21 protein-coding genes and 1 tRNA gene are annotated in these 23,024 nt (G+C 63.8%); 12 read left to right on the top strand and 10 right to left on the bottom strand.

The genetic code is table 11. The features are described from left to right. Window positions 1-12: 12 nt before the first annotated feature. From IFT71_RS08240 to IFT71_RS08225, 4 genes are all read left to right on the top strand, one after another. On the top strand, window positions 13-825 hold the full coding sequence (locus IFT71_RS08240; protein WP_192140150.1) for a hypothetical protein: 813 nt from the start codon (window positions 13-15) through the stop codon (window positions 823-825). Beyond that, complete coding sequence (locus IFT71_RS08235) at window positions 822-1,193, top strand: Rap1a/Tai family immunity protein (protein WP_192140148.1); 372 nt, start codon at window positions 822-824, stop codon at window positions 1,191-1,193. The genes IFT71_RS08240 and IFT71_RS08235 overlap by 4 nt, the downstream gene beginning before the upstream one ends. Window positions 1,194-1,461: 268 nt before the next feature. Beyond that, entirely contained in the window at window positions 1,462-4,542 is a 3,081-nt protein-coding gene (locus tag IFT71_RS08230; protein WP_192140146.1) for a TonB-dependent receptor domain-containing protein, read from the top strand. A gap of 209 nt (window positions 4,543-4,751) precedes the next feature. Then, entirely contained in the window at window positions 4,752-5,063 is a 312-nt protein-coding gene (locus IFT71_RS08225; RefSeq protein WP_031440198.1) for a hypothetical protein, read from the top strand. A gap of 145 nt (window positions 5,064-5,208) precedes the next feature. Here IFT71_RS08225 and IFT71_RS08220 read toward each other — a convergent pair whose 3' ends face one another. Both IFT71_RS08220 and mutL read right to left on the bottom strand, forming a co-directional pair. After that, entirely contained in the window at window positions 5,209-5,490 is a 282-nt protein-coding gene (locus tag IFT71_RS08220) for a hypothetical protein (RefSeq protein ID WP_192140144.1), read from the bottom strand. 568 nt (window positions 5,491-6,058) lie between these two features. Further along, complete coding sequence (gene mutL, locus IFT71_RS08215; protein ID WP_192140142.1) at window positions 6,059-7,873, bottom strand: DNA mismatch repair endonuclease MutL; 1,815 nt, start codon at window positions 7,871-7,873, stop codon at window positions 6,059-6,061. A gap of 149 nt (window positions 7,874-8,022) precedes the next feature. Here mutL and IFT71_RS08210 point away from each other — a divergent pair, with 149 nt between their 5' ends. The 6 genes from IFT71_RS08210 to IFT71_RS08185 all read left to right on the top strand — a co-directional run bounded on the left by IFT71_RS08210 (window position 8,023) and on the right by IFT71_RS08185 (window position 14,008). After that, window positions 8,023-9,066 carry a rod shape-determining protein gene (locus tag IFT71_RS08210; RefSeq protein ID WP_031439534.1) on the top strand — a complete coding sequence of 348 codons (1,044 nt, stop codon included), beginning with the start codon at window positions 8,023-8,025 and terminating at the stop codon, window positions 9,064-9,066. A 101-nt stretch (window positions 9,067-9,167) separates the two neighbouring features. Continuing rightward, window positions 9,168-10,055, top strand: a complete 888-nt coding sequence (mreC, locus tag IFT71_RS08205; RefSeq protein WP_056681251.1) for a rod shape-determining protein MreC — start codon at window positions 9,168-9,170, stop codon at window positions 10,053-10,055. Window positions 10,056-10,101: 46 nt separating this feature from the next. Continuing rightward, a complete protein-coding gene (mreD, locus tag IFT71_RS08200) occupies window positions 10,102-10,623 on the top strand; it encodes a rod shape-determining protein MreD (RefSeq protein WP_031440173.1) in 522 nt (173 codons plus the stop codon). 13 nt (window positions 10,624-10,636) lie between these two features. Continuing rightward, window positions 10,637-12,709, top strand: a complete 2,073-nt coding sequence (gene mrdA / locus IFT71_RS08195) for a penicillin-binding protein 2 (RefSeq protein ID WP_192140140.1) — start codon at window positions 10,637-10,639, stop codon at window positions 12,707-12,709. Further along, window positions 12,706-13,815 carry a rod shape-determining protein RodA gene (rodA, locus tag IFT71_RS08190; RefSeq protein ID WP_192140138.1) on the top strand — a complete coding sequence of 370 codons (1,110 nt, stop codon included), beginning with the start codon at window positions 12,706-12,708 and terminating at the stop codon, window positions 13,813-13,815. The genes mrdA and rodA overlap by 4 nt, the downstream gene beginning before the upstream one ends. Before the next feature lie 117 nt (window positions 13,816-13,932). Further along, window positions 13,933-14,008: transfer RNA gene (locus IFT71_RS08185), tRNA-Lys, on the top strand. Window positions 14,009-14,766: 758 nt separating this feature from the next. On the opposite strand, the gene IFT71_RS08180 is transcribed toward IFT71_RS08185, so the two are convergent. Beyond that, a complete protein-coding gene (locus IFT71_RS08180; RefSeq protein ID WP_192140135.1) occupies window positions 14,767-14,943 on the bottom strand; it encodes a hypothetical protein in 177 nt (58 codons plus the stop codon). A 374-nt stretch (window positions 14,944-15,317) separates the two neighbouring features. On the opposite strand from IFT71_RS08180, the gene IFT71_RS08175 reads away from it, so the two are divergent. Further along, window positions 15,318-15,827: a DUF6265 family protein gene (locus tag IFT71_RS08175; protein WP_192140133.1), complete on the top strand. Its 510-nt coding sequence runs from the start codon at window positions 15,318-15,320 to the stop codon at window positions 15,825-15,827. 96 nt (window positions 15,828-15,923) lie between these two features. Here the strand turns inward: IFT71_RS08175 and IFT71_RS08170 are convergent, their stop codons facing one another. From IFT71_RS08170 to IFT71_RS08145, 6 genes are all read right to left on the bottom strand, one after another. Further along, window positions 15,924-16,421 carry a hypothetical protein gene (locus IFT71_RS08170; protein WP_192140131.1) on the bottom strand — a complete coding sequence of 166 codons (498 nt, stop codon included), beginning with the start codon at window positions 16,419-16,421 and terminating at the stop codon, window positions 15,924-15,926. Between the two features lie 147 nt (window positions 16,422-16,568). After that, on the bottom strand, window positions 16,569-17,261 hold the full coding sequence (locus IFT71_RS08165) for a hypothetical protein (protein ID WP_192140129.1): 693 nt from the start codon (window positions 17,259-17,261) through the stop codon (window positions 16,569-16,571). Between the two features lie 101 nt (window positions 17,262-17,362). Beyond that, entirely contained in the window at window positions 17,363-17,959 is a 597-nt protein-coding gene (locus IFT71_RS08160; RefSeq protein ID WP_192140127.1) for a hypothetical protein, read from the bottom strand. Continuing rightward, window positions 17,956-18,135, bottom strand: coding sequence for a hypothetical protein (locus tag IFT71_RS08155; RefSeq protein WP_192140125.1), 180 nt, complete (start codon window positions 18,133-18,135; stop codon window positions 17,956-17,958). Before IFT71_RS08155 ends, IFT71_RS08160 begins: the two co-directional genes overlap by 4 nt. A gap of 485 nt (window positions 18,136-18,620) precedes the next feature. Then, on the bottom strand, window positions 18,621-19,871 hold the full coding sequence (locus IFT71_RS08150; RefSeq protein WP_206757443.1) for a hypothetical protein: 1,251 nt from the start codon (window positions 19,869-19,871) through the stop codon (window positions 18,621-18,623). A gap of 255 nt (window positions 19,872-20,126) precedes the next feature. Then, window positions 20,127-20,381 (bottom strand): hypothetical protein, encoded by a 255-nt coding sequence (locus IFT71_RS08145; protein WP_192140121.1) that lies wholly within the window; start codon window positions 20,379-20,381, stop codon window positions 20,127-20,129. 255 nt (window positions 20,382-20,636) lie between these two features. Here IFT71_RS08145 and IFT71_RS08140 point away from each other — a divergent pair, with 255 nt between their 5' ends. After that, window positions 20,637-21,629, top strand: a complete 993-nt coding sequence (locus IFT71_RS08140; protein WP_192140119.1) for a cellulase family glycosylhydrolase — start codon at window positions 20,637-20,639, stop codon at window positions 21,627-21,629. Window positions 21,630-21,691: 62 nt separating this feature from the next. Here the strand turns inward: IFT71_RS08140 and IFT71_RS08135 are convergent, their stop codons facing one another. Next, complete coding sequence (locus tag IFT71_RS08135; protein WP_192140117.1) at window positions 21,692-22,900, bottom strand: ROK family transcriptional regulator; 1,209 nt, start codon at window positions 22,898-22,900, stop codon at window positions 21,692-21,694. Window positions 22,901-23,024 lie beyond the last annotated feature (124 nt).

Below are 23,024 nucleotides of genomic sequence, written 5' to 3'. Positions count from 1 at the left end.
AGGATCTTGCGCGTGAGAGGGCTGTTACCGGGACGGTACCGGGCGGCGGCGCTTGCCGGCCTGGCGCTGGCGCTCGTCGCCGTGCCGGTGCCGCTGGCGGCCGCTGCCGGTGCCAAGGTCGCCGCGAAGACTGGTGGCAAGGCGGGTGGCAAGGCCGCTGGCAAGACGCGCGCGAAGCCGCGGCGCGGGGCGGCGGTGGCTGCCCCGGTCGTGCCGCTCGCGCTGCCGCTGCTGTCGCCGGCCGCGGACCAGATCGTCGCCTGGGTCGCGGCGGCGAAGGACAATGCCGGCCTGCCCTATGCGGTGATCGACAAGCAGGCGGCGTCGCTGCTGCTGTTCGATGCGAAGGGCGCATATGTCGGGCAGACGCCGGTGCTGCTCGGCGTCGGGATCGGTGACGATTCGTCGCCGGGCGTCGGCGCGAAGGATCTGGCCGAGATCGGCCCCGCCGAGCGGACCACGCCCGCGGGCCGGTTCGTCACCAGGTTCGGGCGCGCGTTCGGACGCCAGTCTGTGCTGTGGGTCGACTATGCCAATTCGGTCGCGATCCATGCGGTGATCACGACGCACAAGAAGGAACGCCGGGTCGAGCGGCTGGTGTCGCCGAGCCCGGAGGACAACCGGATCAGCTTTGGCTGCATCAATGTCGGCAGCAAATTCTATACCGGCCAGCTGAGCCCGCTGTTCCGCCGCAAGGGCGGCGTGGTGTATATCCTGCCCGAGAGCCGGACGCTCGACGACGTGTTTCCGCGGGCGCGGCTGCTGCCCTATCTGAAGCCGACGCCGGTCGCGGCGACCCCTGGTGCGGAAAGCGAACCGACATGATCCTGCTCTGGCTCGCCGCGGTGGCCGCTGCCCCTGCTCCTGCCCCCACTCCCCGCACCCCCGCTCGCGCCGAGCGGCCCGTGGTGGTGAGCGCGCTGACGACCGAGGACCTGATCGCGCAGTGCCGCGGCAAGGATGCGGACCCCGCGCCGAGCTTCTGCACGGGCTATATCCTCGGCGCGTTCGACACGCTGTCGATGGCGCGCGAGATCTGCCCGTCGGCGACCAAGGGGTCGACGATCGACGCGGTGGCGACGACGCGCAAATATCTGCGCACCAAGGGCAAGAAGGCGAAGGCCGCACCGATCTTCGTGGTCCGCGACGCGCTGCGCCGATCCTTTGCGTGCAAGCGGAACGCCAAACGCTAGCCTGTCCGCCGGACCGGTAGCGGTACGGCCCTATGACAATCCGCCGAAGTGCCACCCGCGACGATTCGTCGGCGGGCGGCCTGCCAATATGCGGCGCCACGGTGAACGGCGATGGCTTTCGATAACCGAAATAGTGCCTATTCTGAATGTCGTCGCAACATTCGTATGAATCGGTCATATTTGGGTATTGTCATATAAGTCAGAATGGAGAATTCATGTCCCCGGAACCGGACCAAGCGCGAACGCGCAGCCGGACAAGGGGGCCTTCATGAACTTCAGACATACCACGTCCTATATTGCACTTGCCGGATCGCTGTTGCTGACGGCGATCCCCGCTGTGGCGCAGACCGCGACGGACAGCCCGGCGACGCCGGCCCAGGCCAAGGTCGAGGCCGATGCGCAGACCGCGTTCGCCGCGGGCGATACGGCCAAGACCGTGTCCGACGACCTGATCGTCGTCACCGGATCGCGGATCCAGCGGCCCAACATGACATCGGCCGCGCCGATCACCTCGGTCACCGCGCAGGACATCCGCGCGCAGGCGGCGATCACCGTCGAGGACGTGCTCAACCGCCTGCCGCAGGTGTCGCCCGACAGCCAGCAGACCTATCAGGATTCGGACGGCCGCCAGCGGATCAAGCTGCGCAGCCTCGGCTTCGAGCGGACGCTGGTGCTGGTCGATGGCAAGCGGCTGGGCACGCAGAACGGCCAAGACGTCGGCATCATCCCGCCCTCGCTGCTCGAACGCGTCGACGTGCTGACCGGCGGCGCGTCGTCGGTCTATGGATCGGACGCAGTCGCGGGCGTGGTGAACTTCATCCTGAAGAAGGATTTCGAGGGGATCCAGCTCGACGGCAATTACAGCTTCTACAATCACGAGAACAAGGACACGATCGTGTCGCCGCTGGCGCGCGCGAACGCGTTCGAGGCGCCGCGCGGGCTGACCAATGACGGCGGCCGGTCCGACGTCACGCTGACCGCGGGCACCAAGCTGTTCGACGGCGCGCTGCGCGTGTCGGGCTTCGTCAATTACCGCCAGGCCAATGACGTCCCCTATGACGCACGGTCGAGCTCGGCATGCCAGCTGGTCCAGACCGGCAAGGACGGCCCGCTGTCCTGCTCGCTGTCGACCTATTCGCCGAGCGGCTATATCTCGCCGCGCAGCGGGGCGAACAGCGGCGTCGGCTATGTCAACGATCCCGCCGGCACGCGCAGCTTCGTGCCCTACGGCGCAGGCGCGGGCAACGCGGCCAACCCCTATGACGGCTATTCCTACCAGCGCGAATTCGAACGCTATACGGCGGGCGGCTTCGTCAGCGCGAAGATCGCGCCCGAGCTCGAGCTCTATGGTTCGGGAATCTGGTTCCGCGACAGGTCGGTGAACCCCTATCCGACGCGCGTCTACAGCTACACCGCCTATGGCGACACGCCGTACCAGGTGAACTGCAACAACCCGTTCCTGTCGACGTCGCAGGCCAGCACGATCTGCGGTGCGCAGGCGGGGACGTCGGCGCTCGCGCCGCTCGACGTGCGCTATCGCTTCAACGACCTGCCCTTCTCGCCCGACGTCTATCTGAACAAGGGGATCCGCGCGACCGCGGGGATCCGCGGCACCGTCGGCGAGGCGTGGACCTATGATCTGGGCGGCGTGTTCTCGCGCAACCAGCAGGACATCACCTTCGGCAATTTCGCCGATTTCGACCGGGTGAACCGCTCGCTCAACGTCGTCAGCGTCAACGGCACGCCGACCTGCGCGGCGACCGTGTCGGGGGTCGACCCGGCCTGTGTCCCGTTCAACGCGTTCAGCGCAGGGACGCTCGGCGGACCGCTGGCCGATTACCTGTTCACCGCGCGCAGCGGCACCTCGACCGGCGTCGCCAAATTGTGGGACATCGTGTCGTCGGTGACCGGCGACCTCGGCAAATACGGGATCACCTCGCCCTTTGCGAACCAGGGCGTCGCGATCGCGCTGGGCGGCGAATATCGCAAGGACAGCTATGCCTCGTCCGCCGATGCGATCTACCGCGAGCAGAATGGCGGCGAGGATTTCAACCTGAGCCAGGACGTGTGGGAATCGAACATCGAGGTCCAGGCGCCGCTGATCGAGGAGCGCCGCTTCGCGCATCTGCTGCAGGTCACGGGCGGCTACCGTGTGTCGAAATACAGCAGCAATCCCAAGACCTTCAACACGTGGAAGCTCGAGGGCACCTATGCCCCGGTCAGCGACCTGACGTTCCGCGCGTCGTTCAACAAGGCGCAGCGTGCACCGACGGTGTTCGAGATCCGCCAGGCGACCGCGATCAATTATAGCCGGCAGGGCGGATCGCAGAACGACTTCTGCGCCCCCGTGCCGCGCCAGATCGCGGACCCCGCCAATCCCGGCCGGACGATCACCACGACCACGCCGATCGCCTCGCGCGAGGTGTGCGCGGCGACCGGGCTGTCCGACGCACTCTATGGCAGCGCGACCCTGCTGTGCCCCAACGACCAGTGCACGGTGCGATCGGGCGGATTCACCGCGGATCCGGAAACCGCCTATACCCAGACCTATGGCCTGGTCGTGAAGCCGAGCTTCCTGCGCGGGCTGGTCTTCTCGGTCGATCGCTACCGGATCAAGATCAACAACTCGCTCGGCTATAACGACGACAGCTATTACACCGATGGCTGCCAGCGTTCGAACGGCGACCCGTTCTTCTGCTCGGGGATCGTCCGCCAGCCCGGCACCGGCATCCTCTACGCCGCCGCCGCGAACAACCCGACCAGCGGCTTCATCCGCGCGGGCACGACCAATTATTATTTCTCGATCGCGCGTGGCTGGGACTTCCAGAGCCAGTATACGCTGGGTCTCGGCGGGGCCGGCAAGATCGACTGGAACTTCAACGGGTCGCTGACCACCTTTGCCGGCGGGCAGGATTCGCCGCTCCAGCCCAAGCGCAATTGTGCGGGCTATTATGGCAATGGCTGCGGCCAGCTGCTGCCGAAATGGTCGCACGGGCTGCGGACGACCTATACGACGAGCGACGGCATCTTCAGCACGTCGTTCAACTGGCGCTATGTCGGGTCGCTGACGAGTGCGGACAATTCGGGCGATCCGGCGATCGGCGGCACGCCCGACCGGGCGCGGACGACCTTCTACAGAATCGCGCCGGTGAATTATTTCGACCTGGCGCTGACCTTCGCCGTGTCGCGCGATTTCTCGCTCCGGCTGATCGCGAACAACCTGCTCGACAAGACGCCGCCGATCCTGGCGAATTCCTATGACATCAGCCTGGCGCGCAGCAACACGATCCCCGCGCGCTACGACGCGCTGGGCCGCAACCTTGCGGTCGGGGCGACCGTGCGGTTCTGATCGAACCGGGGCGTATCTCGGGGGGCTCGTCGTTCGCGACGGGCCCCCTTTTTTTTGGGTGCGGGAGCCGGCGACGTCCGCCCGTCGCTCCGCCCTCAAAACGCGTTAAGATCCGCGTGCCGGGCGCCGGCAATTTCGACGTCATGACGCAAACGGAACAAGACTGCGTCGAGAGTGTTCGAACCTGTTGTAAGTACAGGGAGAGTTAAATGTCAGATTATCGGGGCGGCGAGCCAATTCGTCAGAAGAGCGGCGCAGGCAAGACGATCGTCATCGTCCTTGTCGTCATTGCGGCCATCGTCGGTGTCCTCTTTGCGACCGGGTTCTGGAGCGCCAACGTGAAGGAAGGTTCGCTTCCGGAGGTCTCCGTCAAGGGCGGTGACATGCCGAATGTCGATCTCGACTCGAAGGCGGTCGTCGTCGGCACGAAGAAGACCGAAGTCGAGGTCCCCAAGGTCAAGACCGAGACCGAAACGGTCGACGTGCCCACCGTGGGCGTCAAGGACAATGGCGAGAAGTAAGACTTCGCCTGACGTCACGAGCCCTCACCTGATGGTGGGGGCTTTTTTTGTGACGCGGATGTGAGGGCGCGATCGGGTGGCGTTATCGCCGGGTGCCGGGCGGCCGGTGTCAACGGCTCAACTTGGTGGAAACTCGATTTTCAGCCTATAAAGCGAGCATGAGAATCCTCATGCCGAGAAGGTGCAACGCCGGCAGTGCGAGCGCAGTGACGAAGCGCCATTTCGTCAATCGGCGATAGCAGAGAAAGCCCGCCGTCACAGCAGCGACGAGCATGACAGGCTGAGCGAGCAAGAACAATACCAGCGCCCACGCGCCGACGGACTGTCCACCGTCCATCACCATCGGCGAAACTAACGCGAGCATTGCCGCTCGACCCAATAGAGTGCCAGACAGCAGCGATGCCGCGAGCGGAAGCATACGCGTCACGGTAATTGCCAGATGTTTTGCCGGGCATGAACGCTCCTTTGCTTCCAACCTCGCTAAGCTTCGAATGTCTGCAATTACGCGAAGGTGGAAGTGTCAGCTTAATCCATCTGCCAAGTTAACCTGTTACGAACAAAGTTGACAATGGCCATGGACGACGCTCGCAGCAGATAGCATTCCTGCCACGAAAGTACTGAAGTATCTCGTCGAATCAGGGTATGCAGAAGCACAAAGAAGTCGATCTAAAAACATAACTTATGTTATGCATTCTGTGATTTATCCATGTCCGCATTAGCCGTGAGGTACGTCTTAAAGGTGTATTTTCCATAAATCGTAGTATCAATAGTTAATTGTGGATACTGGGATCAAACTTAATAATAGTCCTGAGCAGCCTGTTTTATTACACGCCGGTGCGTTCGGCAGGCGGTTCTGCTGGGGGGGGGGGGGTACCGTGAGCAGTGCCTGTCGAACACCATCGTTGGTCAAAGCTCTTGTATCTACGATAAGCACGAACGGGAGTGTGGGGGGCCGTGGGAGATGGCGCCCGCCCCCCCCCCCCTCGCTGTACCGTTTACTTGCGGCCGAACAGTTTCTCGATGTCGCCGTGCGCGAGCTTTACCCAGGTGGGGCGGCCGTGGTTGCATTGGCCCGAATGGGGGGTGATCTCCATTTCGCGGAGCAGCGCGTTCATCTCGGGGACCGAGAGGATGCGGCCGGCGCGGACCGAGCCGTGGCAGGCCATCGTGCCGGCGACCGCGTCGAGCCGTTCCTTCAGCGACAGCGCCTCGTCGAACGCGGCGAGTTCGTCGGCGAGGTCGGTGACGAGCCCTTTGGGATCGCTCTGGCCGAGCAAGGCGGGGGTCGCGCGGACCAGCATCGCGCGCGCGCCGAAGCGTTCGAGGTCGAGCCCGAACTCGGACAGCTCGGCGGCGCGCGCCTCGAGCCGGTCGCAGGCGGGTTCGTCGAGTTCGACGACCTCGGGGATCAGCAGCGCCTGACTCGCGACCGTGCCGCCGGCGAGCGCGGCGCGCATCCGTTCGAGGACGAGGCGTTCATGCGCGGCATGCTGATCGACGAGGACGAGACCGTCCTCCGCCTCGGCGACGATATAGGTCTTGGCGACCTGGCCGCGCGCGACGCCCATCGGGAAGGCGCTGGTCTGTGGCGGCGGTGTCCAGGCGGGTTCGGCTCTTGCCTGTGGGGGCGCGGCGAAGAAGGTGGGGCGGGCGTCGTTTACCGTGGCGTAGCTGCGGGATTCCAGCGGCAGTCTTTGGGGCGTGCCCTCACCTTCCCACCCGCTTTGCGGGCGGGCCCCTTCCTCTCCCCCGGGGGGAGAGGAGGCTTCTGGTTGCCACATGGCGAGCGCGGTGTCGCTGGCGCGCTGGCTGCGGTGGCCGGCGGCGTCGAGGGCGCGGCGGAGGCCCGAGACGATCAGGCCTCTTACCATCGCCGGGTCGCGGAAGCGGACCTCGGTCTTGGCGGGGTGGACGTTGACGTCGACCTGATCGGTGGGGACGTCGAGGAACAGCGCGACGACCGCGTGCCGGTCGCGCGGGAGCATCTCGGCATAGGCGCCGCGGATCGCGCCCATCAGCAGCCGGTCCTTCACCGGCCGGCCGTTGACGAACAGATACTGGTGATCGGCGATGCCGCGATTGTAGGTCGGCAGGCTCGCGACCCCGCCGAGCACGAGCATGCCCGAGTCGACCGGGCGTTCGAGGTCGATCGTGACCGCATTGTCGGCGAGCGCGCGATCGGTGAGCGTCGCGACCCGGCCCGGCCGGTCCTCGACCTGCGTCGCCGCCAGCGTGCGACGGCCGTCATGCTCGATCGTGAAGCCGATATCGGGACGCGCCATCGCGAGCCGGCGGACGACGTCGAGACAGGCGGCATATTCGGCGCGTGGGGAGCGCAGGAACTTGCGGCGGGCGGGGACGCGCGCGAACAGATCCTCGACCACGACGCGCGTGCCGGGGGGCAGCGCGGCGGGCCCCTCGCGCTCGACGCGGCCATTGTCGACGATCCGCGACCAGCCCTCGGCCCCCCTCACCCGGCTTTCGATCGTCAGCCGCGCGACGCTGGCGATCGAGGGCAGCGCCTCGCCGCGAAAGCCGAGCGTCACGACCGATTCGATGATCTCGTCGGGCATCTTCGAGGTCGCGTGCCGTTCGAGCGCGAGCACCATGTCGGCGGGCGTCATGCCGCATCCGTCGTCGGCGACTTCGATGCGCGATGTGCCGCCTTCGACGAGGAGAATCGCGATGCGTCCGGCGCCTGCGTCGATGGCGTTCTCGACTAACTCCTTCAACGCGCTGGCGGGTCTTTCCACCACTTCACCGGCGGCGATACGATTGACGAGATGCTCGGGGAGACGCCGTATTGACATGGGTTTGCGTCTAGACCAAGCGACGGCATCCCGCGACCCGCAAACGCCCGCTTATTAGGCACCCGGTGCTCGAAAACACCGGCGGGGCCCGCGAGATGATGTGCGAAATGCCGCCCGTCCGGCGGCCAGGATTACGGGACCCTGATTGAATGGCCTTCTACTCGCGTTTCTTCAAGTTCATGTCGCACGACATGGCGATCGACCTCGGCACCGCGAACACGGTTGTCTATGTCCGTGGCCGCGGCATCGTCCTGAACGAGCCGTCGGTGGTCGCGGTCGAGACGATCAACGGCATCAAGCGCGTCAAGGCGGTCGGTGACGACGCGAAGCTGATGATGGGCAAGACCCCGGGCAATATCGAGGCGATCCGCCCGCTTCGCGACGGCGTGATCGCGGACATCGACGTCGCCGAGCAGATGATCAAATATTTCATCCAGAAGGTGCACGGCCCGCGCCGCTTCGCCCGCTGGCCCGAAATCGTGATCTGCGTGCCGTCGGGGTCGACCAAGGTCGAGCGCCGCGCGATCCGCGACGCCGCGTCGAACGCGGGCGCGAGCACGGTGTGGCTGATCGAGGAGCCGATGGCGGCCGCGATCGGCGCCGACATGCCCGTGACCGAGCCGATCGGCAGCATGGTCGTCGACATCGGCGGCGGCACGACCGAGGTCGCGGTGCTGAGCTTGCGCGGTCTGGCCTATACGACGTCGGTCCGCGTCGGCGGCGACAAGATGGACGAGGCGATCGTCAGCTATGTCCGCCGCAACCATAATCTGCTGATCGGCGAAGCGACCGCCGAGCGGATCAAGCAGGAGGTCGGCATCGCCAAGCCGCCGGTCGACGGCATCGGCACGATCATCCACATCAAGGGCCGCGACCTGGTCAACGGCGTGCCCAAGGAAATCCAGATCAACCAGGGCCAGATCGCCGAGGCGCTGAGCGAGCCCGTCGCGACGATCGTCGAGGGCGTCCGCGTCGCGCTGGAGAACACCGCCCCCGAGCTGGCCGCGGACATCGTCGACCAGGGCATCGTCCTGACCGGCGGCGGCGCGCTGCTGCAGGGGCTGGACGAGGTGCTGCGCGACGAGACCGGCCTGCCGGTGACGGTCGCCGAGGACCCCTTGACCTGCGTCGCGCTGGGCACCGGTCGCGCGCTCGAGGACCCGCTGTTCCGCGGCGTGCTGATGAGCGGCTGAGAAGCGTGTAGGTGGGAAACGGGTCAGTGGAAATCGCATCGACCGAGTCGCGGGGATAGGGCCCCGGACCCGGCGATGCCCGAGAACGAGGGGACAGGCGCATGGCGCCAGCCCGCGACCGCCGGACGGGGTTTTCCCGACGGCGTCAATATGGGGTGTTCGTAGGCTATGTGCTCGCCATCGCCGGTGCGGTGGTGGGCGCAGCGTTGCTCGTCGTCTCGACCTTCAACCCGCCCGCCTTTGCCGGCGCGCGGATGGGCGTGGCGGGCCTCACCGCCCCGGTCTCGTCGGGTCTCGCCTGGGTCGTGGGCGGGGTCGCCGCCGTGCCCGAGGCGATCGGGACCTATTTCTTCGTCCGCCAGGAAAATGGCGCGCTGCGCCGCGAGCGTGACCAGACGCGCGCTTTGCTGATGCGTGCGCGGACGATCGCCTATGACAATCGCCGGCTGCGATCGCTGCTGAAGGTCCGCGACCGGATCGCCGAACCGGTCGTGACCGCGCGGCTGGTCAGTTCGAGCGCGTCGAGCGGACGCCGCTTCGCCTTGCTCAACGCGGGCCGCTGGAGCGGGGTGCGGCCGGGCATGGCGGTGCGCGGCCCCGACGGGCTGGTCGGGCGCGTCGTCGAGACCGGCCCGAATGCGGCGCGGGTGATGCTGCTGACCGACGGCGACAGCATCGTGCCGATCCGCCGGACGCGCGACGGGCTGCCTGCGATCGCGGTCGGGCGCGGCGACGGCATGCTCGACGTCCGGTCGGTCAACGCGACCAACGTCAAGTTCAACGCGGGCGACCTGTTCGTCACGTCGGGCGTCGGCGGGCTCTATTCGCCCGGCATCCCGGTCGCGCGGGTGATGACCGCGGGGGCGGATTCGGTGATGGCACGGACCTTCGCCAACCCCGACACCTTCGATTTCGCGGTGGTCGAGCCCGGCTTCATGCCGGTGCCGCCGCCGCGCGCCCTTGCGCCGTCCGACAATAGCGCCAAGTGACTGCCAAACCACCCTATCCCGTCTTCCCCCAAATGATCGACCAGCCGTGACCACCCGCAACAGCGTCGACTATAAGCCGTTCGAACCGAAGGTCGCAGGCGGCCGGGCGCGGGCGATCCCGTGGCTGACCGTCATGGCGGGATCGCTGATGACGATCGTGCCGCTGATCGCGACGATCCCGATCCTGCCGCCGTTCGGCTTCGTCATGCTGCTCGCATGGCGGCTGCTCGCGCGTTACGCGCTGCGCCCCTGGGCGGCGGCACCGCTAGGGCTGTTCGACGACCTGCTCAGCGGGCAGCCGCTGGGCAGCGCGGTGCTGCTCTGGTCGCTCGCGTTCGTGGCGATCGACATGATCGAGCAGCGGCTGGTGTACCGCGATTTCTGGCAGGACTGGCTGATCGCGAGCGGCGGGATCGCGTGCTGCGTGATCGGCGGGCGATTTCTGGGCGTACGGGTCGGCACGCATGTCGACACCGTGCTATTGGCGCAGATCGTGATCACCATGATGCTCTTCCCGCTGGCGGCGCGGATCGTCGCGACGATCGAACGACGCAGGGTCCAGGAATGAAGCGGGTTTCCGAATGAGACGGCCGCCGCGTGTCGTGACCGAGATGTCGCAAGCCTATAGTTTCTCGCGTCGTGCCTGGATGCTGGGCGCGGTGCAGGGTGGCGTCGGGCTGATGCTGGCCGGGCGGATGGCCTGGCTGTCGATCGCGCAGAACGAACGCTACACGATGCTGTCCGAGAGCAACCGCGTGAACATGACGCTGTTGCCGCCGCGACGCGGCTGGATCGTCGACCGCCACGGCGTGCCGATCGCGAACAACCGCACCGATTTCCGCGTCGACATCATCCCCGACCGGCTGCGCGACAAGGAACGCGTGCTGCCGCTGCTCGGCCGCATCCTCCAGCTGCCGCCCGAGGAGATCGAGCGGATCGCGATCGACCTCGATCATGCCGCCGGGTTCCAGCCGGTCCAGGTCGCGGAGAATCTCGACTGGGAGCGGTTCGCCGCGGTCAGCGTGCGGCTGCCCGAGCTGCCCGGCGTCGCGCCGACGCGCGGCTTTGCGCGCAACTATCCCGCGGGCGCCGCGGTCGCGCATCTGACCGGCTATGTCGGCGTGCCCAATGCCGAACAATACAAGAAGACGCGCGACCCGCTGCTCGTCACCCCCGGCTTCAAGCTCGGCAAGGACGGGCTCGAGAAGATGCTCGAACCCGCGCTGCGCGGCGAGGCGGGCGCGAAGCGGGTCGAGGTCACCGCGCGCGGCAAGCTGGTCGCCGAGCTCGCGACCAAACCCGACGTGCCGGGCAAGACCGCGCGGCTGACGATCGACGCGGGGCTGCAGGAATATGCCGCACGCCGGCTGGGCACCAATTCGGGGTCGGTGGTCGTCATCGACTGTCGCACCGGCGAGATGCTCGCGATGGTGTCGATGCCCGCCTATGACCCCAACAGCTTTTCGGACGGGATCAGCCATCTCGAATGGCAGATGCTGAGCGACGACGATCACGTGCCGCTGATGAACAAGGTGACGCAGGGGCTGTATCCGCCGGGCTCGACGGTCAAGCCGATGAACGGGCTCGCGCTGCTCCACGCCGGCGTTCCGGCCGACGCGCGGGTCAATTGTTCGGGCGCGATGCGGCTGGGGACGAGCGTGTTCCATTGCCACAAGCGCGGCGGGCACGGGCCGCTCGACCTCAAGAACGCGATCATGCAGAGCTGCGACATCTATTTCTACGAGATGGCGCGGCGGGTCGGCTATGCCGCGATCGCGCCGATCGCGCGGACGCTGGGCATGGGGCAGAAGTTCGACCTGCCCTTTTCGACGCAGCGGTTCGGGACGATGCCCGACCCCGACTGGAAGCTGCACAAGTACAAGCGGCCCTGGACGGTCGCGGATTCGCTCAACGCGTCGATCGGCCAGGGCTATGTGCTCGCCAACCCGCTCCAGCTCGCGGTGATGGCGGCGCGGATCGCGTCGGGTCGCGACCTGCAGCCGAGCATTCTTGCCAGCCAGGTCCACCGCGACGCGCCCGCGCTGGCGATCGATTCGGAAAATTTGGCGCGGGTGCGCGAGGCGATGTTCGGCGTGATCAACCAGGGCGGCACCGGCGGCGCGGCCAAGCTGCTGATCCCGGGCGTCGCGATCGCGGGCAAGACCGGCACCGCGCAGGTCCGCCGCATCACCATGGCGGAGCGGCGCTCGGGCGTGCTCAAGAACGGCCAGCTGCCGTTCAAGCTGCGCGACCATGCGCTGTTCATCGGCTTCGCGCCCGCGGACAACCCGCGCTACGCGCTCGCCGTGGTGCTCGAGCATAACGGGCACACGGTGCGCAACCTCGACACGCCGATGATCGGGCGCGACATCATGACCTATATGCTCGACCGCGAGCGCGCGCTGAAGACGCTCGCCGAGGTCGAACCGACCTGGGGCGGCGACATCAGGACGCGGATGGCGGCAACCGCGGCGAGCTATCGCGCGGCGCAGAGCGCCCCGCCCGCCGCGATCGCGACCAAGACCGACGCGACCGTACCGAGCGACGCCCCGGCGGTCGAGAACGCCACCGACGTCGCCAACCGGACGCAGGCGGATCTCGCAGGCGGCGGCGGCGGGGTCGCGGAAGACGGAACCACGGAGCGCGGCCAATGACATCGCGGATCATCCCCGAACAGCTTGCCACCCTGCCCTGGCGAACCTTGCTGCTGGTCACGGCGATCGGGACCTTCGGGCTGGTCGTGCTCTATTCGGCGGCGGGCGGCTCGCTGCGCCCCTGGACGCTGCCGCAGGGCATCCGCTTCTTCATCCTCCTGGCGGGCTCGGTCGTGCTCTCGCGCATCCCCGAGCGTGTCTGGAAGGCGGCGGCGTGGCCGACCTATGGTGCGCTCGTCCTCGCGCTCGTGCTCGTCGAGCTGCTCGGCGCGGTGCGTGGCGGCAGTCAGCGCTGGCTCGACCTCGGCTTCATCCGGCTGCAGCCGTCCGAATTGATGAAGCCGGCGATCGTGCTCGCCTGTGCGCGCTTCTACGACATGCTGCCGCCCAACGAGACGCGGCGGTTCGCGGCCGTCTGGCCCGCCGCGGTGCTGATCGGCATCCCCGCGGCGATCGTGATGAAACAGCCCGATCTGGGCACCGCGCTGATGATCTGCGCGGGCGGCGCGACGGTGATTTTCCTGGCGGGCATTCCACTCAGGCTGTTCGTCGGCGGTGCGGTGGCCGCGTCGGTCGCGATCCCGCTCGCGATCAACTTCGCGCTGCACGACTATCAGCGCAACCGGATCCTGATCTTCCTCGATCCCGAAAGCGATCCGCTGGGCACCGGCTATCATATCAGCCAGTCGAAGATCGCGATCGGATCGGGCGGGCTGTGGGGCAAGGGGTTCCTCAACGGCACGCAGAGCCATCTCGACTATCTCCCCGAGGGGCATACCGACTTCGTGTTCGCGACGATGGCCGAGGAATGGGGGCTGGTCGGCGGCTGCCTGCTGATCCTCGCCTTCCTGCTGGTGATCCGCTGGGGGATCGAGGTCGGCCAGCGCGCGCAGTCGCGGTTCGCGCGGCTGGCCGCTGCGGGGCTCGCCACGACGATCTTCTTCTATGTCGCGATCAACCTGATGATGGTGATGGGCCTCGCCCCCGTGGTGGGCATCCCGCTGCCGCTGTTCAGCTATGGTGGATCGTCGCAGATGACGGTGCTGCTGTGCCTGGGGATATTGATGTCGATCGACCGGGAAAATCGCAAGACGACCCGCTGGTAAGCAGAAAAAGACAGCAATTTGGACGAAAGGGGGTTGCGGCCCCCGATGAGTCTGCTAACAGCGCGCCTCCAGCAGCGGGGCGCCACACCAGGGCGCCACTCAAAACCGCCCCGGAATGGACGCATAGCTCAGTTGGTAGAGCAGCTGACTCTTAATCAGCGGGTCCTTGGTTCGAGCCCAAGTGCGTCCACCATTCTCCACCGCAGAAAACAAATGTTTTCCACTGCGGCGGAGTCATGTCTGTTCGACATGGCTGATCTGTCTTCCGACAGTTTCTCTCCCAGCTGAATGATATGCGCCCGTCGCGCGACCGCGATCTTTCGCGACTGTTCGCGATCGGCTCGCTGCAGGTTCGCATGACGTTGAGCATTGCGTGACCGGAGATCGGCCGTACGGCCGGGTTGGCCGTCTTGGACTGTATAAGGGGGCCTGCTCGCCTAGCTAAGCCCCTGCCCGCGCGATCGCGCGGCACCCGGTGCCTGTGACATCCTTGTAGCCGAATACGTCCCGGACGGGCCGGCAGCGGTCGCCGAGACGCGCTCATTTTTCAACAGTCCCTGCCCGTCCCAGCTGGGGCGGCATCGTGACGAGCAGGGAACCCTTGCGGGGAGGCGAGGCCTCATCGGCCGGATGAGGCTTTGTGGTTAAGAAATGGTTAACGCCGTGGGTCGAGGCGTCGTTTGTACGCACGGCGACACTGGTCGAAGGCCGCGGTCCCTCGGCACGGATCGACTTCGGTGATGTCCCGATCATGACGGGACAGATGATGTGGAGCGATAGGCTCTTGCGCACCGCTCATCGGGCATCCCTTGCGGGTAGTCGAAAGCATGCGTGCATGTCCGGCAATCACGATGGTTGAACCGCTTGTACGGCTCACCGTCGCTGACCTTGCCGATCTCTCAGATATGCGCCCGACGTCTGTTGCCAGTGACAGCCGAGCTCGACGTTGACTTAGATATAGGCCGGCGTCGTACCATGGCCCTGGTATTTCTCGCCTTTCACGCTGCTGCGATTGAACATGCCGAGATCTCGGTTGCCCGCCATCACACTGCTCGGCATCCGCTGGCAGTAACCACGATCCTGGTTTGCTGATCCAGCACCATGTGGTGTCGAGGCCTTGTCGCGCATCGTGAACTCCTATTAACCCTATTGTTTAACTCTTTTCACATTCGCGTTAATTGCGACGTAACTGAGTTCGTGAGAGTCCAAGAACTGAGCGGCGCATTGGTTCCGACCTAAAATTCCGGTAAATTTTGCGAGCAACCAAAGTACCATAGTGCCCTTGGTGCCGTGATACCCAGGGCCGAGGACGGGTTGGGCCGGGCATGGCCGAAAGGTCGCAACGAGCGCCTGTTTGAGCAGGCCGAGCATGCCGCGATCGACCCGGGGACAAATTTTCGCGTGATCGTGCTGGTCGACGCGGCCGCGTTCCAGGCACGAAAGACACGGTGGATTCCGTCGGCCGAGCCGCTAGGCTGCGCCTGATCACAGGGAGACGTGCCGTGATACGGACCTTGGCCGCAATTGGTCTTGCGATGGCCGTTCCAGCGACCGCGCAGCACACGCGCTCACTGGGGACCGGCACGTCGCCACCCGCGTCAATCGATCAACTGGCCTGGCTGGCAGGCAGCTGGGTCGGCACGGGAATGGGTTCCGACGTGACGGAAACCTACTCCGCGCCGCTGGGAGGCCGGATCACGGGCCATTTCGCGATGGCAGACGGCAAGGGCGGCGTATCGTTTACCGAACTCGTGGACTACGTCCCGCTCCGGGAATCGCTGGCCTATCGGGTTCGTCACTTCAGCCCGGACATGACGGGCTGGGAAGATGGGACGGGCAAACCCGTAATCTTCCCGCTGGTGGCGGTAGAGAAGGATCGATGGTTTTTCGACGGCATGACGATCGAACGCACGAGCCCGAGCGCGCTCACTATGTGGGTAAGGATCACCGAAAAGGGCACGACGAACGAGGTTCCCTTCAAACTGGTCCGGACGCGCTCGGTGGTTCGATAGGTTAGCGGGATTGGTGCTGGAGTGTCGGTGACGTCGATTTCGACAGATGTCTGTGTTGGGGCTGGAAGCGGAATGGCCGGGATTGGTGGAAAGCGGTCATACCTTCATGGATTTTGCCGTAGTTGCCACCGCTGCGAGCAAATGCTCAAATTCCTCGATTTCAACAGGTGAGACGCCAAACTTCGTCAATAAGGAAGATGTGGTTCGTATGCCGCCTACGTACGCATCCACTTGGTCATCGAACTCTCCACCGACGAATGTTTCATAATGGAGTTGCGGGGAGCAATCCAAAACTCGCTGTTTGATTCGTGCCTTCGAGCGCGAAGGATAGCGATCAAGCATTTCAGTCGGCATGATGACAGGAATGTAACGCAGGAGAAGCTCAACAGCGGCGAAGCGAGAGTTTCTCAATTGATGATTTAATAAGGGTTCGATTACACGGCGCACCGCCTCGCTCGCTTGATCGGCTGGTCCGTAAATCTCGCTCGACGCCCAAAATTCCACGACCGACTCCTGCAAAGCTTCCTCACCTTGTAGAAAAACGGGGATGTCCACAATTGGGCGTAAGCGGACGAGCAGGCTGGCATGATCCATCTCTGGAATCGGCTGACCATATTACGGCCTGCCGGTGCATCGGTAAGCTCCGTCGCGGCATAGGCTGCTTGCCGATCGCGAGTTGCTGTGAACTGTGATCGGCCGCGGCGGAGGGTGTCTCCGCCATGAGAGGGCAACGGCTCGCGATCAGTCGCGACGTCGGCGTGTCAATTTTCTCAGCTGGGCTTGATTGAGTTCCCGGGTCCGCTTGCGATCGGCGATCAACGCCCGCCGAAGCGCTGCACCGTGCAGAGGCTGTGCAATCCACCTTGACGACCGCGCGCGCGCAGGCCGTACCTTACGTTTCGCGGGCGAAAGCCTCCGTGCCTTTTTGGGCATTGCCGGTCGAGCCTGGCTCGGTGCGGCATTGGCCTTTGGCGCTACCGGAGTGTTGCCACCTTCAGCTGGAACTGCGGTCGAGATAGCGGCCGGCTGCGGCGTGACAGGCGGTGCGATGGGGGCATTTGGGGTTTGGGCGACGGGAGCCTTGACCAGAGCCGGGCGGGGATCTGCCTGGCGGGTGTAATAGGCTGCGCCAACCGTGCTCATGATCCCCAGAACGACCGCGGCGATCGCCGAATATCGTGCCGTACGGATGCTTCGTTGGTTACGGGCCGTGAGGACCGCCAAACGTTTGTCGATGTCCTGACGCTGGTTCGCGAGCGCCCAGAGCGCCGCGTTGCTCCCGATCCTTGCGCCGTAGTGCGAACCCGGAATCGTGCTCGCGGCGACCAGATATTCCCGATCGGCCGGCTCGATGGCCGGCGGTTGCAGGGGAGAATCGTCGGGGAGTGTTTCCGCAGACCGGGTTGCCGTTGAGGGAGATTCGCTGCTTGCCATGGAAAAGCTACGTATCAGATTGAATTAGGTTTTATGCAGCCAATCGGTCCCGACATAGCACACCGACGCCAATACTCCCCGGATGCAGGCCGGGTCCTGCTTCAGGCCGCGATCGATCCTCGTGGCGCGAGGCCATTCGGTCGCGACGTCTGGAGCTTGGGCGCGGTGGCCGCCATATAGCCAACCAGCATCCACAAGGGGGCGGCGACCTTCATCGAGAAGATCGCGGTGCCGCCGATCATCATGTTGGCGAAGAGATAGACCGCGGTCGCCCAGGCGCAGCGCTTCGAGGCGGTGTCCGTCGCACGCTGGCCGAGCGAGAAGAACAGCCAGATCGCGATGAGCCCGAAGATCGAACTCGACGCGGTGACATAGCCGAAGCCGGTGTCCATCAGATGCCGCGCCTTCATCGCATTCGCACCGAATATGGTCGGAATGTCCAGCTTGCGCAGCGCCTCGGTGGTGATGCCCAGCCGGCCGATCAGATCGTCGGTATGCTCAACATTGTCACCGACGACGAGAAACGCCAGCAGGACCAGGACCGGTGCGATCAGGAGGGTGAACCACCGCGACAGATGGGGAAATATGAAATATCCCATCATCGTCACCACCGCCAGCGCCGACGACGTCCGCGTGTTGTTCGAGAGCAGGATCAGCAGGATCGTCGCCACCATCGTCGTCCGGATGGCGACGCTCAACCGCCCCATGTGGCGACAAGGAACACGCAGAGGATACCGGCGAAGTTCGCGTTCGAAACCTGCTCCAGGAACACCGACGAGGTCCGCGCGCCCGAAAACACCCCAAAGGAAAAGCGCGATTCGAACCCCGCCGCGTTGTTGAACAGGCCGGTCTCGTTGAACTCGCTCACCTCCATGCCGCGCGTCGCCGCAACGCTCTAGAAGATGGATGACCTCGCGACGCGTCAAAGCATGCATTCCCAGGTTCGGAATTCGTATCTAAACCATAGGTACCGTGACTGATAGATATGTCGCCCGCTTTAACACCGAAGATACAATCCTATGCCGTAAGCTTATCGTCAAAAGGTCTTGTCAATTTTTATTCGGCATGCGCGCAGAACATACCGAAGGGATGCATGTTGCATATTCCAGTAATATCCGCCTTGATTACACCACGGACGATTGCATCATATTGCACTGCGTGCTGAGGAAGGTGCTGCTGGATCGGGCACAGATTGTTATGATCATCCCAGAGCCACACTGATCACCCTGGCAAGATTTTTGCGATACGGCGGGTCACCATTCTTGCTTCCCAAGTCAAATCCTTTGACTGAGCTGTTTGGTGCACAATTTTCGGTATCATCGCCATTTCCCGTTGGTAGGCAGCACCCGCCCGAACCAACTAAGACATTGCCGCCGCCGGCTTGATCGCAACCGTCGCTGACGGCTTACTCAAACAACCAATGAACGACCATAACAGTGCTGCAGTTTTTATCGAGAATGTCGCGGTTCCGCCCACGGTTAGCCAGGCAAGGATATAAATCGCGAGACTCCACGAAGCCCTTCGCTGCTCGTCGGTTTCATGCCTTGGATAATACACCAAAAACAGAAGGTAGGCAAAACCGCCAAACAAGCCGATTGAGGCCATGATAAAAGCATAACCACTATCAAACGTTTTCTCTACTACGAGCGGATTTCCTGCAAACAGGTCTGTCAACTTAACGTTGTCGAGAAGGCGATACGTGACACCTAGCCGGCCAGTTATATCGTCTCCAACAGCATTCTGAAGGTAAGAGGATAATGCGAATATTGTACCTACAATTACGAACGGTATTGCAAATATAAAATTACGATTAAGCCACGGAAATACAAAATATCCGATTGGCATAACCAGGCACATCAACGCGCCCATTCTCGCATTATTACTGGTAATAATGAGAATAATAGTCGCAATCTGCAAAGCCTTTTCCGCAAACGTCAGGCGACCCCACAAACCATTCAAAAATGCCATACAAACGATAGCGTATGAATTGATTGAAACCTGCTCAAGAAATATTGACGAGGTGCGGCGTCCAGAGAAAATCCCCAAACTGAAACGCCCCTCGAAAACAATAGTCCCTACGCTAAGGCCGGATTCGTCAAATTCGCTTCTCGCAGTCCCCCGCGTCAGCTCGTAATAGAGTGCTGGCGAGAAAAACGATGCATAGCTTTCCACGGATGCAATTTCCCATATCAAAACAACAAGGGTCATTGCAGATGCAATAAAAAAGGCCTTTCGAATGAAATTCATATCCATTCTCTGACCCAGCATACCAAAGACAGCTATCAGCGCGAAGTTTCGAATACTACCAATGTATATCTTATTAAAAGATATCGATGCAATTAAAGCAAGTGCGACAATAAACCAAAGCAGGGCGAGTGGCATAACGTCACGACTAGAAACACCAGTCGAAAGCGAAAGTGCCAAACAACTGAACGTTATCAAAACCTCAACCGCTGCTACACTGGAGTAGCCTAACGGCACACCTCGCGCGACCAATGTTGCTAAAACCGCATTGTATAAGACAGCTACCAGAATCAGCGCCACGGCGACATAATTGCCCTTGACGCTAAGCGGCATAGATTCGGCTGCAACCGTGCTGCCAACCGACACGTTTGATTGGACGCGCCCTGCCCTCACCATGGGTCGCACTCGACGGAAAGCCTTTTACCCTTCGACTTTTCCTGTCCACGGTTACAGGTTTCCGATCCGATCGGCGCGCGATCATCCGCAGCATTCTTATCAGAGAGTTTTCCGGGCCATAGGAACACCTTTCTGACCATTTCTCGGAATAGCATACCGGTCTCCAGCTGAGCCTAAAACACGCAAAGCGCTGTCCCCACCCCCTATGCCCTCCCCGTCTGCAGATCAACGACGCGACCCGATGGTCGCCAGAATACCCTCTCCTGACCAAGATGGTGAATGAGGCGAAAAGCCTCCGGCCTGGCAATCGCGTGTTGGCTGATAAAACGCTGGCATCGCCATGGGCCGCACCTCTTTGATCGTATCGACAGCTGCCGCGATGCGCAGCCACTCAAGGTGGCTGTAGATTATCTCATGAATTTTAACCAACCTGGACATCACGCACGCCTTCATCGCAACAGGTGCCACAACAAAGGCCACGGCTTTCCGCTTGGGTCACAGTCGCTCATCATCGAGGTATTCCGCGCGGGTCCTGCCACGCGAGAACACTGTCGGCATGGTTAACTTTAAAGCCTAAGTCATCGCCCCCCCCCGTATGAACATCTCTGACCTTAAATTCCGCGCCAACGTCTTGTTGCGGAAGAAAAATTTAACACAAATTGGCTATTGGAAGGATCGCACTGTGCTTCACATCGAGAGCACGGCATTCCATCCAAACCTCGTAGGTGAAGTAAGATGATTCTTCCTCGCGTCATCGCCGCTGCCACGGCCCTGCTGTCCTTCGCCACGGCTGCCGAGGCCGCGCCGCGGTTCGGCGTCAATCTCGCGGGATGTTCGTTCGTCGCGAACGGCGCCCTGTGCCCGACCGTCGCCGACGTCGCCTGGTACGTCGACAAGGCCGGATTTCGCAGCATCCGCCTGCCGTTCAACGGCAGCCAGATGAATGACCCCGTCGTCCTCCAGCGGGTGGTCGACGTGGTCAAGGCGGCCAGCGCCCGCAACGTGCCCGTGATCCTCGACCGCCATGACTATAAATGGCCGACGCCGGCCGAGCAGATCGCATTCTGGCTGCCGATCCTGCGCAAACTCGACAATTCCGAAATGGTCATGATCGATCTCATGAACGAGCCGCGCTTCTTTACCGATCCCGTGGTGACGAACGACTGGATGCAATGGGTTCGCGATACCAACCAGATCGTCGCGGGCATTCGCAAGGCGGGGTTCAAGCACCGCATCCTCGTCGAGTGGCCACAATGGTCCGCGTCATTCCGGTTCGACAAGAACGAACCGGCCAGCCGGGACTGCGAGAGCGCTGCATGCGCGATCGATCGCTCGGGTGGCCTCATCGATCCGCTGAACCGCATCGTCCTGTCGCCGCATCGCTATTTCGACACCGGTTCCAGCGGTACCAATGCCGAGTGCGTCAGCGAACCGGCGGGCGACGGCGGACTGAAGATCTTCGCCGCCGCTGCCCGGAAGCGGGGATATCGGGCGATCCTGGGCGAATATGCACTGGGAAGCTCGAAGGGGCTGCCCGCATCCTGCACCGCGATCGCGGCGAACGTCGTCAAGTCGATCAAGACCGATAGCGACGTCTGGCTCGATGCGATGGCCTGGGGCGGCGGTCGCGCGTGGACGGAATCCTATTTCTTCAAGATCGAACCGACCAAGGGCACGCGGGAATCGGTGCCGGTGGCGGCCTACACGAAGCTGATCGCGGGACAGTAATCCGCGGGGGCCCCTCCCTCGCAGACGCGGCGTGAAGGGCCGTATTCCGGCTCTTCACGCCCCTACCGGCCAACCTGCATCAGGATGGCGTCGGAGGGGAGCAGCTTGTCGAGGAAGGGTAGCAGCGCGGCGCCGATGACCGGTGCGTCGGCGGCGAGCGCGCCGCGGATGATCGTGGTCATCGGGGGCTGTACGGTGACCGCCAACGCGCCGGCGAGGCGGGCGATCAGGCGGTCGAGCAGCGCGGTGTCGAGCCGGCCGCCGATGACGATGGCGTCGGGATCGATCAGGCAGGTGATGTTGATCAGCGGCGCGATCAGCGCCTTGGCGGCGAGATCGACCCAGCGTTCGAGCACCCGGTCGGTCTGCGGATCGGCGGGCCGGATGTCCTTCTGGCTTTCGACATCGAGGCCGGCCTCCTTCAGCATCTGCAGCAGCGCCGAGATCGAGACGATGTCCTGCACGACCGCGCCCGGCGCCGGGTTGGTCGCGTCGGGCAGCAATCCCAGTTCGGCGCTGCGCTTGTTCGCGCCCTCGACGAAATGGCGGTCGATCATCAACCCGCCGCCGAGCCCGGAATTGATCAGGATATAGAAGAAGCTCGCCAGCGGTGACCCCGCCCCCGCCTGCGCCTCGCCGATCGCCGCCGCGGCGGCGTCGTTCTCGATCACGGTCGGCCAGGGCATGACCGGGGCGAGCAGCGCGGGGATCGAGAGGCCCGCCCAGCGATCATAATCCGACGGCCGCCCGGGCAGCGTGATGACGCCCAGATCATTGGGCACCGCGACCCCGACGCCGATCACGCGGTCGCGTCCGACCCCGGCCTCCGCGAGCAGCGATTCGAGGTTGTGCGCGACGAACGCGACGACGTCCTCGGGCATCGCAAAGGCGATATCCTGCGCGATCCGGCTGCGCACCTGACCCGCAAGATCGAGCGCGACCAGCGTCAGGTGATCGCGATCGATGTTGAGGCCGATCGCGACGCAGCCCAGCGGCTCGATCGTTAGCTGGATCGCCGGTTGCCCGCGCGGCCCCTGAAGGCGGCCGACCTCCTTCACCAGACCCGCGTCGATTAGCCGGCGCGTGATGTTGGCGATCGTCGGCGCGGTCAGCCCGGTCGTCCGGCTCAGCTCGACACGGCTGGTCTCCGGGCTGAGCCGGATGGCCTGCAGAACCACGCGCTGATTATAGTCGCTCGCACGCGCCAGGTTCGTGCCCGACAACGACACTGCGAGGCGCGCACCGCGCGCTTCCCGTATCGGTTTGTCCATCGTGATATGCCCCTCCGACGTATTCTTACACGTCCGGCGAAAGAAAAGTCGATGGGCCCGGCCGGGCTCATCGATCCGCCCGGGCCCTATCACGCGCCACCCCGCTGCAACTGCATGGAAAACC

Origin of the sequence: Sphingomonas sp. CFBP 13733 (genome assembly GCF_014841795.1) — a bacterium.
Lineage (GTDB): Bacteria > Pseudomonadota > Alphaproteobacteria > Sphingomonadales > Sphingomonadaceae > Sphingomonas > Sphingomonas aerolata.
This window is presented reverse-complemented; position numbering and strand designations above follow the sequence as displayed.